This is a genomic window from Shinella sp. GW821-FHT11G07, assembly GCF_058808115.1.
Window position 1 is genome coordinate 172,672 of sequence record NZ_JBXARJ010000012.1, and the last position, 13,483, is coordinate 186,154.

Here is a 13,483-nt window from a genome sequence, read left to right on the forward strand (position 1 = left end):
CACCACGAATTCCTTGGGCATGATGTTGCCCAAGGGACGCGTTCGGCACACACGGTACCCTTAGATTTTCTTGCGCAGACCCGAAGGTATTCGCGTTTGCTCGACGGAACGAGATGCAGGTAGCCTCATCTCCAGTCGATCAAACCTGCGTTTAGGATCTGCCGAAATGGATATGTTTTCGACCTATAGCCCAGGCAAGGGCCTGCCACGCCAGTTCTACCTGAGTGATGAGATCTTTGCGGCCGAGCAAGAGAAGATATTCCGCAACAACTGGTTCTTTGCCGGACACACGATCGAGTTGCCGAAGTCGGGAGACTATATCACGCTCGATGTCGGCGGTGCGCCGGTTGTCGTGGTGCGTGACCGTGACGGAAAGATCCACGCCCATCACAATGTCTGTCGACACCGTGGCTCGATCATCTGCACCAAGGAGAAGGGCACGGCGGCGCGCCTCGTCTGCCCCTATCATTCCTGGTCATACACCCATGACGGAGCGCTGATCGGCGCGCCGATGATGGGCGACGATTTCGACAAGAGCGCCCACAGGCTGAAACCGGTTCATGTCGGGGAGCTGCACGGGCTGATCTTCGTCAATCTCGCCGAGACGCCTTTGCCGTTCCACGAACTGCATGATCACCTTTCGCCCATAATGAAATCCCAGGGTATCGCTCGCGCGAAAATGGCGCTCATCCGCGACTATCATCTCGATGTAAACTGGAAAATCGTCGTCGAGAACAACCGCGAGTGCTACCATTGCGAGGCAAACCACCACGGCTACGTTTCGGTTCAGTACGATACCGAAAACGACAATCCGGCATTGAAGGACGAGATCGCCGAACGCCTTGCTGACTGCACGATCCGTTGGGAAAAGGCAGGTCTCGACGTCGCCCGCGTCAACACGTCGTCGAACAACACCGCCGAGTGGTTCCGTGCCAACCGCACGCCGGTGCGCAAGGGCATGGTCACCGAAAGCCCGGACGGCCAGTTGGTATGCGACGTGCTGATGGCCGGTTTCACCGATCCCGATATGGGAACCGCCCGCGCCAACACGAACATCAACTTCTGGTGCCACGCGAACGCCGACTATGCCCATACCGTGCGCATCACGCCGGTCTCGCCGACAAAGACGATCGTGCGCGGCTATTGGCTTGTCGATGAGGCGGCCGTCGAGGGCCGCGACTACGATCCCGAAAAGATCGCGGCTTTCCACGACCAGGTCATGTCGGAGGACTGGGAGATCTGTCGCCGGCAATGGATCGGCATCACCTCGCCCGGCTTCGAACCCGGGCCCTATTCCCCAACCAAAGAGCAGAACGTCGATCGCTACATCCGCTGGTATGCCCAGCGGATGAGCACCTGATCCTGCCGAATTGATGTCAGCCATGCACTCCGGGCCGGAAATCCTGCTTCAAGTCACCGATATCAAAGCGCTGACCGCCCGAGCTTCGGCCTACAGGTTGGTCTCGCCCTCCGGTGAGCGCCTTCCGGCCTGGGACGCCGGCGCTCATCTCAGCTTCCACCTCCCAAGCGGTCACTTGCGTTGTTACTCGCTGTGTGGCGACCCCACCCGGACGTCCGAATACTGGGTCGCCGTCCAGCGCGAAGAGCAGGGCCAGGGCGGATCACTGGAGGTGGCCAGAACGTTCACGCAGGGGGCCATAGTGCGTGCCGACCGCCCGCGCAACGGTTTTGCGCTGGCCGAAGATGCGGAACGCCATCTCCTGATCGCCGCCGGAATCGGCATCACCCCAATCATCGCGATGATCCATCATTTACGGCAGGCCGGGGCGGACTACTTCGCTCATGTCTGCGCACGCTCTCTCGAAGAAACAGCGTTCTGTACATTCATTCTCGACGAAATCGCCGCCGGCCACGCAGCGCTCCATCACGACGGCAACGATCCCGCCCGCCGCCCGGACATGCCCGCAATGGTCGGCAAGGCTACCGCCGGAACGCATGTCTATGCCTGCGGCCCGCCAGGGTTCCTCAACGCCTTTGGCAAGGCGACCGAAAGCTGGCCGCCTCATCAGATTCATGTCGAGTCCTTCGCTCCGAACGAGCGCTTGGCCGAGGGTGACCGGGCATTCGAAGTCGAGATCGCCTCAAGTGGTGAGGTCATCACCGTACCGGCCGACAAGACGTTGCTCGCTGCACTGGCCGAGCGTGGACATGGGATTGCGACGAACTGCCGGCAGGGAATATGCGGCTCCTGCATGGTCCGCTACATCGACGGCATTCCTGACCATCGGGACGAAGCGCTCTGCGAACTCGAGCGGCAGGATTATCTCACGGTCTGCTGCTCCCGGGCGCGTTCACCAAGACTCGTCCTCGATCTCTAAGAAATCACGTTGCGCCGGCAAGAGGCCGCTTCAACGGGCAAACAAACCATCTCGCTGTCGAAAGCCCCAACCGGAAAGGCCGAATATGCCCAGCAAAGTTCCCTCCCACGCCCGCATCGTCATTGTCGGCGGAGGCGCAATCGGCACCAGCATCGCCTACCATCTCGCACAGGCGGGAGAAAAAGACGTCCTTCTCCTCGAGAAAACCGCATTGACCGCTGGCTCCACATGGCATGCCGCCGGGCTGATGGGGCAGTTGCGCAGCAAGGTGAACCTCACCCGTCTGATGCAATACAGCGCCGACCTCTGCGCCCGGATCGGTGCCGAGACTGGCCAGGACGTCGGCTGGAAGAACGTCGGCAGCCTCAGGCTTGCCGCCTCCGATGCCCGCTGGGAGGAATTGAAACGCGCCCACACCGCCGCCAAAAGTTACGGCTTCGACATGGAGCTGGTTGGCCCCGACGAGATCAAGCGACTGTTTCCGCTTGTCGACGTCAAGGGGCTGCGCGGCGCGACCTGGATCGCCTCGGACGGCCATGTCGATCCCTATTCGTTGACCCATGCCTATGCCAAGGGTGCACGAGCCGGCGGCGTGCGCATTGTCGAGGGCGTTACCGTAACCGGCTTTGCCATCAAGGATCGCCGCATCACGACCGTCAAGACCACCGAGGGCGACATTGGCTGCGAGGTGGTCGTCAATGCCGCCGGCCTCTGGGCGCGCCAGCTCGGCGAGCTCGCAGGCATAGACCTGCCGATCACCGTGGTCGAGCACGAATATTTCGTGACGGAGAAGTCACCGCTGGTGCCAGACAATCTGCCAACACTGCGCGACCCCGACGCCAATTTCTACGTAAAGCCGGAGCCGGGCGCGATGGTGATCGGCGGCTGGGAGAAGGAAACCCGCGCCGCCTATGGCCTCGGCAAGCTGCCGATGAGCTTCGGTCAGGAACTGTTCGCCGACGACCTCGAGCGTATCGCCGAGGTGATCGAAGGGGCGTCGAACCGCATTCCGATCTTGAACGAACTGGGCGTGCGCTCCGTGGTCAATGGCCCCATACCGATCTCGGCCGATGGCGAGCCGGTCATGGGCCTTGCCGGCGACTTCGAGAATTTCTTCGTCGCCTGCGGCTTCACGTCCGGGATCGCGGCTTCGGGTGGGGCTGGACGCGCCATGGCAAACTGGATCCTGGAGGGCGACCCCGGCATGGATCTCTGGGCCTTCGACCTGCGCCGCTTCGGTCAGCCGCATGGCGGGCTTGCCTATCTGCGTGACAGTGCCATTGAGGCCTATTCGAAATACTACGCCGTCGCCTGGCCGGAAGAAGAACGCTCGGCCTGCCGTCCGCTACGTCGCTCGCCGCTATATGAGACCCTCACGACCAAGGGGGCGGTCAACGGCGTGAAATTCGGCTGGGAGCGGCCCAACTATTTCCTGAAAGCCGGCGAGCCGAAACCGCCGCTCGAAACCTTTGAGCGCGCGCCCTATGCCGCGGTCATCGGCCGCGAGCACCGGGCGGTCCGCGAGGGCGTGGTGCTGGTAGACCAATCGTCCTTTTCCAAATTCGAGGTTACCGGTCCGGGCGCGCTTCGTTACCTGCAATGGCTGGCGGCCGCCAATGTCGACCGCAGTGAAAATGCCGTAATCTATACGCAGTTCCTCAACAAGCGCGGCGGCATCGAGGCCGATCTCACGATCATGCGGCGGCGTGAGGACCGGTTCCATGTGGTGACCGGCTCGGCCTTCGGCACGCGCGACGGCGGCTGGATCCGCCGCCACATGCCGCGCGACGGATCGGTTCACGTGCAGGATGTGACGGGCGGCTATGGTGTCATCAATCTTTGCGGCCCGCTTTCGCGCAACGTTCTCGCCAAGGTAAGTGAGGACGATGTCGGCAACGACGCTTTCCCCTACATGACGTGTCGCGACATCCGTATCGGCTGGGCGCCGGTCATGGCCGCGCGTGTCACCTATGTCGGCGAGCTCGGCTGGGAACTGCATGTGCCCACCGAATACATGGCCTACGTCTACGAGACGCTGAGAGGGGCAGGTGCCGAGTTCAACATCGCCGACGTCGGCTACAAGGCAATCTCCAGTCTGCGCATGGAAAAGCGCTACCTGTATTGGGGCGCGGACATCACCCCTGACGACACCCCCCTGGAGGCGGGACTTGGCTTTGCCGTGTCGATGAAGAAGGGCGATTTCCAGGGTCGCGATGCGATCGCGGCCCAGAAGGCGGGCGGAATCGCCCGTAAACTCGCCTGCTTCCAGCTCGATGAGCCTCTGCCGGTCTATGGTGGCGAAGCAATGTCGGTAAACGGCCGCGTCGTCGGCATGACCACCAGCGGCGATTTCGGCCACACCGTCGGCGCTTCGATCGTCTTCGGATATCTCAAGGGCGAGGACATGGCGCTCAGCGAAATCGAAGTCGAGGCCTTCGGCCGCCGCAGCAGGGCAAGGATCGTGGAGCGGTGCGCCTATGATCCTTCCGGCGAGCGCATCCGCATGTAGTTCGAGACGGGGTCTGTACCAGAACCCCCGCATGGAGCGGGAGATGCCGCGCCGTTGACGGCATCTCCCGTTTGCCAAACCTGCGGGCGCTCATCCCATGCAATTTAACGGTTCATGGGGCGCGGACGACGCTCCGCTTCGCCGACACGGCGACTGCGACAAACGCACCGATCCCAATGGCACCAAGGGCGGCGCTGACGATGAGCGAAGCTCCTATCCCGAACGTCTCCATCGTTGCCGCGAACGCAAAGGGAGCTGCTGCGCCGGCAGCCAGCCGCGCAGCGGCCATCTTTCCGGTGAGGGCGCCATAGCCGTCGGAGCCGAACAGATAGAGAGGCAGGCTACCTTGGGCGATGCTGTTGATACCCGATCCGAGGCCGAGGCAAATGGAAAAGGCGACCGCCCCCGGAAGCCAGTCGCCGGACAGCGCCAGGATGACGACGCTGAGCACCATGAGCATGGCCGACATCAAGGCGAGGGCCGGTGGAGCCAGTCGCGTGCCGAAGATCATGTTGATCAGCCGGCTGAGGACCTGCGCCGGACCAAACAGGGCACCGATGACAACGGCAGCACTTCCAAGGCCGAGTGCCGTAAGCATAGGCACCATATGCGCGAGCATCGCGCCCAGGGTGAAACCCAGAAGCGCGAATGCAACAGACAAGAGGAGCACGGTGTTGCGGCGTCGTTCACGCGGAATCGCTCCGATGACATGTTCGCGCACCGGCCGCGATCCGCCCGTCGCGGCAAGCCTGCCTTTCCTCATAATCCAGAGATGCAGCGGCATGCAGACGGCCAAGTTGAGCGCAGCATAGACGAGATAGATCTCGCGCCAGGACAGATAACCCATCAGCGCCGTCGAGATCGGCCAGAAGATCGTGGAGGCAAAGCCGGCGATAAGTGTGAGATACGTGATGCTTCTGGAGGCGGATCGGGGATCGGCTTCCACCAGTGTCGCAAAGGCGGCCTGGTATTGAACCATGCCGGACGATATCTCCAGGAGCACGATGGCGAGGGCGAAGGCCGCCACGGACGGCGACCACGCGCAGAGGACCAAGGTCAGCGCAGACAGGGCCGAGCCGATCGTCATCACCGTTGCGGCGCCAATGCGATCCATTTGCCGGCCGATGTAGGGCGCCGCCAAGCCTCCAACGAACAGCGACGCGGAGAAGACGGCGAAGACCTGCGCGACGGTGAGGTCGATATCCTTGGCGACAGCAGGCGCCAGGATGCTGAAGCTGTAATAGAGGCTGCCGTAGCCGATGATCTGGGTCATGCCGAGCGCGATGACGATACCGACGGGCACTTTCGGGTTATGCAAGACGTCGTCCTCGCTCGGCGCATTTTCTCGCGCGCAGCCGATGCTCCACGCTTTCACTGATGGTGGGATGTCCCGCGGCCGCGGCCCACCATCAGGAACCATAACAGGCAGGCCAAGGCAACGACGTTTAGAGCCCGCCTATGCCTTCACCCGCAGGCCTTTTGGATCATGGGCCGCCGAAAGGTGGGCCGTCACCGCAAAGCGCTCGCCGGCAAGCTCGACCTCGAAGCGGCTCCCGGTCAGAAAATCCTTGTCCACGCCGGACGCATGTTCGATGAGGCCGAGAGCGACGGAACGGCCGAGCGCATGACCATAGGCCGCCGAGCGCACTTCCCCGATCGGCTTGCCGTCGCTGAGGATCAGTTCACCGCCCCACAATATGGGCGATGCATCGTCCACGGTGAACTGCACGATACGCCGGGCCGGCACACCCTTGGCCTTTGCGGCAACGAGCGCTTCCCGGCCGATGAAGCCGCCCGGCTTGTCCAGGGCAACCGCGAAGGCAAGACCCGCCTCGTATGGGGTGATATCCGGCGTCAACTCGCGGCTCCAGGCGCGATAGCCCTTTTCCAGCCGGAGCGCCTCCAGCGCATAGTAGCCGCAATCCAAAAGCCCGAAGTCGCGGCCTGCCTCGTGCAGCGCCTCATAAACGCCGACGGCGAATTCCGTCGGCACGATCAATTCCCAGCCGAGTTCGCCGACATAGGTCATGCGGTTTGCATAGGCCGTGGCATAACCGACATCGATTTCGCGGATCGTGGCGAAGGGAAAGCCTTCGTTGGAGAGATCGGCGGAGGTGAGACGGGCGAGGATGTCGCGCGACTTCGGCCCCATCAGTGCCAGGACGGCATAGGCGGAGGTGACGTCGGTGAGCGTCACGTGGGCATCCGCTACGATGTTCTTGCGGATCCAGTCCGCATCGTGCACGGCCTGCGCCGAACCGGTGACGAGAAGGAAGCGGTCGGCTGCCAGACGCATGACCGTCAAGTCGCTCTCATAGCCGCCGCGCTCGTTCAGCAGGCCCGTATAGACGGAACGACCGATTTCGACATCGATCTCGGCGGCGCAGATGCGGTTCAGCGCAGCCGCGGCATCCCGCCCCTGGACCAGCAGCTTGGCGAAAGACGTCTGGTCAAAGACGCCCGCGGTGTTGCGTGTCGCCTCCATCTCGCGCCTGACGGCCTCGTGCCAATTCTGCCGGCCGAATGAGTAGTCCGTGACCGGTGTCTCGTCCGCGGCGGCAAACCAGTTGGCGCGCTCCCAGCCCATCTTCGAGCCGAAGCAGGCACGCTTTGCAGCAAGCCGGTCATAGAGCGGCGAGCGGCGGAAGGGGCGTGCCGTATCCAGCTCGCGGTTCGGCCAGGGCATGGCATAGTGGAGGCCGAGCGTTTCCTTGACGCGATCATGCAGCCAGCGCGGATTGTTGTTGAAGTTTGCGAAACGGCGAATGTCGACGGGCCAGAGGTCCATGGTCGCGGCACCGTTGACGATCCATTCTGCCAGCGCCCGCCCTGCCCCGCCGGCACTGGCAATGCCCATGGAGTTGAAGCCGGCGCCGACGTAGAAATTCTTCAGCTCCGGGGCTTCGCCGAGAATGAAGTTGTTGTCCGGCGTAAAGCTTTCCGGGCCGTTGTAGAATTTCTTGACCTCCGAGGTCGCCAGTTGCGGAACGCGCTCCAGCGCATTCTGCATCAGGATTTCGAACTGGTCCCAGTCATCCGGCAGCAACGCGAACTCAAAATCGTCCGGAATGCCCGTCATGCCCCACGGCTTGGCCTCAGGCTCGAACCCCCCCATCACGAGGCCGCCGACCTCTTCCTTGAAGTAGATGTAACCGTCGGGGTCGCGCATCACCGGCAGGTCGGGATGCACGCCCTCGATCTTGCCGGTAACGATATACATGTGCTCTGCCGAATGGAGCGGTACAGAAACGCCGCACATCTGACCGACCTTGCGCGCCCATTGGCCGGCGCAATTGACCACGATTTGCGCCGCGATCGCGCCACGATCCGTGTCCACGCCGGTGACCGCGCCATTTTTCGTCGAAATTCCGGTGACCCGCACCCGCTCGACAATACGCGCGCCGCGGTTGCGGGCGCCCTTGGCGAGCGATTGCGTGAGATCGGTCGGATTGGCCTTACCATCGCCGGGCAACCAGACAGCGCCGACAAGGTCATCGATCGCCATGACCGGCCAGAGATCCTGCGCCTCCTTCGGCGAAATCACCTCGATCGCGACGCCCTGTGCGCGGGCGGAGGCCGCGGTACGTTTCAGTACCGTCATGCGATCGGCCGTGCGCGCCACCGAGACCGAGCCACAGTTCTTCCAGCCTGTGGCAAGCCCGGTCTCGGCCTCCAGTTCGCTGTAGAGCTGCGTCGAATATTTGATGAGGCTTGTCATGTTGGCATGACTGCGCAGCTGGCCGACGAGACCGGCGGCATGCCAGGTCGTGCCGCCGCTGAGCTGCCCCTGCTCCAGGAGGACGACATCCGTCCAGCCAAGTTTTGTCAGATGATAGGCGACCGAACAGCCGATGATGCCGCCGCCAATGATGACGACCTGTGCCTGTGTTGGAAATTCCTGCGCCATAAAGCGACCTCCCGAAGCTCTGGAAGGCCGCACCGTAGCAAAACGACGAGAAAGAACAAGACAAAAAGTTACAAATTATTACATTGCATCACTCGGCAACGATCAAAACTGGTCCTTTTCGCTCCAGCGCCTCGCAAATCGCCTCCGGCGGACGGCGATCCACGACCACGCCGGCGGCAAGTTCGAACCGTGGAATCCGCAGCGGCGTCAGTCGGCCGAATTTCGAGCTGTCGAGGAGGAAGTAGGCCTTGCCGGCCGTCGCCGCCATGCGCGACCGCTGTTCGGCGCCGTTGCGGGTAAAGTCCGTCACCTCGCCATCCGGCGACAGGCCACCGCCACCCAGGAAGGCGACATCGACGCGGAAGTGATTGATCGCCTCCAGCGCATCAACGCCGATGGAGGCTTCCTCGTCTCGATCGATCTCACCGCCCAGCATGTGCACACGCGTCATCGATTGCCGGCACATCAGAAGCGCGATCGAAAGCGAAGTCGTGCAAATCGTTAGGTTTTTTCGCTCCAACAACGCGTGGGCCGTCGCAAGCGTGGTCGTACCAGAATCGAGAAAGACCACCATGCCGTCACGCACCAGATCCGCCGCAGCCCGGCCGATCGCAGCCTTTGCATCGGCATTCTCTTCGCGCCGCGCGGTAAAGGCCGCCTCTGTCGGCTCGAACAGGGTCGCGCCGCCATGCACGAGATCGAGCTGACCGCGATCGGCGAGAAGCTTCAGATCGCGGCGGATCGTCTGACGCGACACGTCGAAGAACTCAGCAAGCTCGGCGATGCCGACCGTGCCGTCGGCAGCCAGGCGGCGAAGAATCTCGCCGTGACGGCGGGGGGCAAGAGCCCGGGCGCTTTGAGGATCAGTCATGTGGATATCTGCGGTCATTTTTGTTGTTTTGGCAAGCCGCGCTGTAAAACACACGAGCCTGGGCCGCTCCACGCCCCCGGCATGGCGATTCCAGCTCCAGCCTAACGCCTTCCCTGTCCATTTATGTTGCATAATGTAATTGTTTTTTGCACAATGCCTCCACCACCACGGGAGATCACAATGCAGCAGACATGCGCGCGGGGCGGCCGCTTCACTTTCTATCTGCTCGATGACTTCACCCTGCATGCCTTTTCCGCAGCGGTCGAGGCGCTTCGCCTGGCCAATGCGGTGGCGGGCCGCCCGATCTATGACTGGCATGTAGTGACAGGGGATGGCCAGCCGGTGTTGGGCGCCTGCGGAACCCGCATCGCGCCCGACGGAGCGCTTGCCGAGGCACGCGCATGGCCGCATCAGCCCGTACAGTCGCGCCTCATCGTCGTTTGCGGCGGGCGAGCAGCACCGCCAGAGGATCGGGCGCTCGAGGCATGGCTCCGGCTGTCCCGGCGCAACCGGGTTCCGCTCGCAGGCGTTGCCGGCGGGATCTACTGTCTGGCACGAACCGGCATGGCCGACGGCCACCGCTGCACCGTGCACTGGGAACATTTCCCGGATTTTTCCGAGCGGTTTTTCGCCGTCGACACACGCCAGAGCGCCTATGAGATCGATAATGACCTCTATACCTGCGCCGGCGGAAACGCGCCTTTCGATATGCTCCTGCGCATCGTGGAGGACGATCTGGGGCAGGATGTCGTCAATCGCATCTGTGAGCTTTCGCTTTCCGAACGCGTGCGCGAAGCGGGCGAGCGCCAGCGCCTGCCGCTGCAGGCGCGCCTCGGCATCGACAACCCGATCCTGATCCGCATCGTCGAGCAAATGGAAGCGAACCTCGCCGAACCGCTGAAACTTGCCGACATGACGCCGGCAAGCGGGCTTTCGCGTCGCCAGATGGAGCGCCTGTTCCAACGCGAGATGGGGCGATCGCCGGCGCGCTATTACCTCGATATGCGGCTGGAGCGGGCGCACCTGCTGTTGCTCAGTTCATCGCAGCCCGTCATCGAAATCGCCATGGCCTGCGGCTTCTCCAGCGCATCGCATTTTTCCCGGACCTATCGGGAGCGCCACGGCTGCACCCCGCTGGCAACGCGAATGGCCGAAGCCGACCGCCGCCGCCTCATCCTCGCGGGCGGTAAAGAGGAAAGCCGAATGGTTTTTGAGGAGCGCCGTGTCGCCTAGCGCGGCCCAGGCGCATTTCAGCGCCGATCCACGAGATTTTGTCAGGCAACCTCCGTCTCACGCTAGCGTCTAAAGAGCTTGCCCGGGCAAAATTGAGAAGGCAGCCAAGAATGCCTCACGCGAAGACGACGTTGTGCTCCTGCATGCGCAGGCGCGGGTCATACGATCGTATCTCGACCGGCCGGCCTTCCAACACCTCGAAACAGCGGGCCAACGTGTCGTCGGAAAGACGCCGCATCGCTTCGTCGGTGAAGAATGCCAGGTGTGGAAACAGGATGACATCGGGACGCCCGAAGAGGGCACTGAGGGGATGGCCCTCCTTCGTCAGGGGCTCCTGGCCGTAGACATCCAGCCCAACGCCGCCGAGGCGGCCTGCAAGCACGGCTTCCACCAGCGCTGCCTCGTCGATCAGCGCCCCACGCGAAACGTTGACGAGTATCGCGGACGGTTTGAGGCAGGCGAGTTCGGCCCGGCCGATCAGATGACGCGTCGAGGCGTTCAGCATGGTGTGCAACGAAACGAAATCGCATTGCCGCAACATCGCCTGAAGATCGTCGACCTTCTCGATTCCGGAAGCGGCCATCGCTGCCGCGTCGACATGCGGATCGTAGCCGAGAACGCGCGCCCGAAAGCCGGCGCCCGCCATGCGCGCCATGCTTCGGCCGATCTTTCCGGTGCCCACCAGCCCCATCGTCGCACCCGCGATATCGCGTCCCAGCCAACGCCCATCCGGCCAGATCCAACCATCGCGCTCCATGGCCCGGCCAATCTCGGGCAGGCGCCTGGCAAGCGCAATCGTCAGGGCAAAGGCCGCTTCGGCCACCGTCTCCTGCGCGTAGTCCGGCACGTTGACGACCGGTATGCCGCGCGCCATGGCCGCCGGAATGTCGATGGCATCGATGCCGACACCATATTTGACAATGCCCCGAAGCCGATTTGCCGAAGCGATGATGCGGGCGGTGATCGGCGTGTAGCACATCAAAAGGAGGTCGGCGTCTGCCACCTCCCGCATCAGCCTGTCCTCCGGGATGCCATCCGGCAACGTGATCAGTTCGACGCCGCGTGCGCGCAGGCCGGCGTCGATTTCCGGGCATTCGATTTCCTGATCCGTCCGGACGGCTTTCATGGCATTGCTCCTCGTTTGTCCGATACCGATTCCGTCAGCCCGCGAGGATCGACTGTTCGACGATTGTCAGTGCCCGATCGAGCTCCTCGCGGGAGATCACCAGGGGCGGCGAGAGCGTCATGACGTTGCCCTGGCTGATTTTCAGGCTCAAACCTGCATCCAGGCAGCGATAATAGGCCCGTTCGGCCAGCGCATTGTCCGGCGTGAAATCTGTCTGGCTCGCGACGATCTCGACACCGAAGAGCAGGCCGCGGCCGCGCACATCACCGATTGCTGCGCAGCGTTCGCCAAAGGTCCCGAGCCGGTCCATCGCGTAGGCGCCGAGTTCGGCGGCATGCTCGGTGAGCCCCTCCTCGAGGATGATCGAGATGGTCGTCAGCGCCGCTCGCGTGGTAACGGGGTTCTTTTCATGGGTGTAGTGGCCGATGGCATAATCGCCCGCAACATCGAGATCGCGTCGGGCGACGACGCCTGCAATCGGTAGGATGCCGCCACCGAGCGATTTGCCGAGAACGAGGATATCAGGAACGACCTCGTCGTGCTCGCACGCAAAGAAGCGTCCAGTCTTGCCGAGGCCGGTCGGAATTTCGTCGAAGATCAGCAAGGTCCCGTGCCGGTCGCAGGCCTCGCGCACCTGTTTCCAGAAACCCGGTGCAGGCGGATTGGGCGTTGCCCGCATCGGCTCGGCGACAAGGGCTGCAAAATCGCCCTCGCGCGCCAGCACGTAAGAAATCATGTTGGCGCAGGCGCGGGCGGAGCTTTCGAGATTGTCCTGGCCATAAGCGCAGTGGCGGTTCGCCCATGGCGCGACATGCTCGGCGCCCGGCAGGAGCGGGCCGGCGATGCCCGAGCGGAAGGTCGCCTCGCCGCCGACGCTCGACGCGCCGAAACCGGCGCCGTGGAAGGCGTCCCAGAAGGAAAGGGTCTTGAAGCGGCCGGTGGCGGCGCGCGCCAGCTTCAGTGCAACCTCGATCGCATCCGACCCACCCGTGGTGAACAGAACCTTGCCGAGATCGCCAGGCGCAAGCTTGCCCAGCATTTCGGCAAGCTCGACAGCAGGTTCGCAGGTGAAACGACGCGGCGCGAAACACAAATCGTCGATCTGGGCCTTGATCGCCTGTTTCAGCCGCGGATGGCCGTAGCCGATATGGTGGACACTGTTGCCGTGGAAATCCATGTAGCGCCGGCCGGCGGTGTCCTCGATCCAGATGCCCTCCGCCTTGGCGATGGCCGACAGGCAGGGGCTGGACAGGCTCTGGTGGAGGAACGCGGCGGCGTCGCGCGCCACGAGGGAATGCGTGCGCTCATCGCCCATCCGGGCGTTCCAGGCCCCACGCGCCGCCGTCGTGTTGGCTTCGCCCTCCGTGTGTACCAAGGCGGGTGCTTTGGCCTTCATCGTTTTCTCCGATCATCGCAACATCGTGTTGCGAAACCTATCGCATCTATCGGAGCGCGGATAAAATCGATATTATTCTAGAAAATTAAGAATTTCTCGATA

9 protein-coding genes are annotated in these 13,483 nt (G+C 62.9%); 4 read left to right on the top strand and 5 right to left on the bottom strand.

The genetic code is table 11. From position 1 onward, the window contains the following. The first annotated feature begins 166 nt into the window (after positions 1-166). The 3 genes from AC1RT2_RS22905 (at position 167) to AC1RT2_RS22915 (ending at position 4,848) form a co-directional block, all read left to right on the top strand. Complete coding sequence (locus AC1RT2_RS22905) at positions 167-1,360, top strand: aromatic ring-hydroxylating oxygenase subunit alpha (RefSeq protein WP_493105633.1); 1,194 nt, start codon at positions 167-169, stop codon at positions 1,358-1,360. A gap of 22 nt (positions 1,361-1,382) precedes the next feature. Next, complete coding sequence (locus tag AC1RT2_RS22910; RefSeq protein WP_493105635.1) at positions 1,383-2,339, top strand: PDR/VanB family oxidoreductase; 957 nt, start codon at positions 1,383-1,385, stop codon at positions 2,337-2,339. 85 nt (positions 2,340-2,424) lie between these two features. Continuing rightward, a complete protein-coding gene (locus tag AC1RT2_RS22915) occupies positions 2,425-4,848 on the top strand; it encodes a GcvT family protein (protein ID WP_493105637.1) in 2,424 nt (807 codons plus the stop codon). Between the two features lie 112 nt (positions 4,849-4,960). Here AC1RT2_RS22915 and arsK read toward each other — a convergent pair whose 3' ends face one another. From arsK to AC1RT2_RS22930, 3 genes are all read right to left on the bottom strand, one after another. After that, on the bottom strand, positions 4,961-6,166 hold the full coding sequence (gene arsK / locus AC1RT2_RS22920; protein ID WP_493105639.1) for an arsenite efflux MFS transporter ArsK: 1,206 nt from the start codon (positions 6,164-6,166) through the stop codon (positions 4,961-4,963). 138 nt (positions 6,167-6,304) lie between these two features. Continuing rightward, a complete protein-coding gene (locus tag AC1RT2_RS22925) occupies positions 6,305-8,755 on the bottom strand; it encodes a GcvT family protein (RefSeq protein ID WP_493105641.1) in 2,451 nt (816 codons plus the stop codon). An 88-nt stretch (positions 8,756-8,843) separates the two neighbouring features. Beyond that, entirely contained in the window at positions 8,844-9,626 is a 783-nt protein-coding gene (locus tag AC1RT2_RS22930; RefSeq protein WP_493105644.1) for a DeoR/GlpR family DNA-binding transcription regulator, read from the bottom strand. A gap of 180 nt (positions 9,627-9,806) precedes the next feature. Here AC1RT2_RS22930 and AC1RT2_RS22935 point away from each other — a divergent pair, with 180 nt between their 5' ends. Beyond that, on the top strand, positions 9,807-10,859 hold the full coding sequence (locus tag AC1RT2_RS22935) for a GlxA family transcriptional regulator (RefSeq protein ID WP_493105646.1): 1,053 nt from the start codon (positions 9,807-9,809) through the stop codon (positions 10,857-10,859). 115 nt (positions 10,860-10,974) lie between these two features. Here AC1RT2_RS22935 and AC1RT2_RS22940 read toward each other — a convergent pair whose 3' ends face one another. Continuing rightward, a complete protein-coding gene (locus AC1RT2_RS22940; RefSeq protein WP_493105648.1) occupies positions 10,975-11,985 on the bottom strand; it encodes a 2-hydroxyacid dehydrogenase in 1,011 nt (336 codons plus the stop codon). A gap of 34 nt (positions 11,986-12,019) precedes the next feature. Further along, positions 12,020-13,381, bottom strand: coding sequence for a (R)-1-hydroxy-2-aminoethylphosphonate ammonia-lyase (pbfA, locus tag AC1RT2_RS22945; protein ID WP_493105650.1), 1,362 nt, complete (start codon positions 13,379-13,381; stop codon positions 12,020-12,022). Between the last annotated feature and the right edge of the window lie 102 nt (positions 13,382-13,483).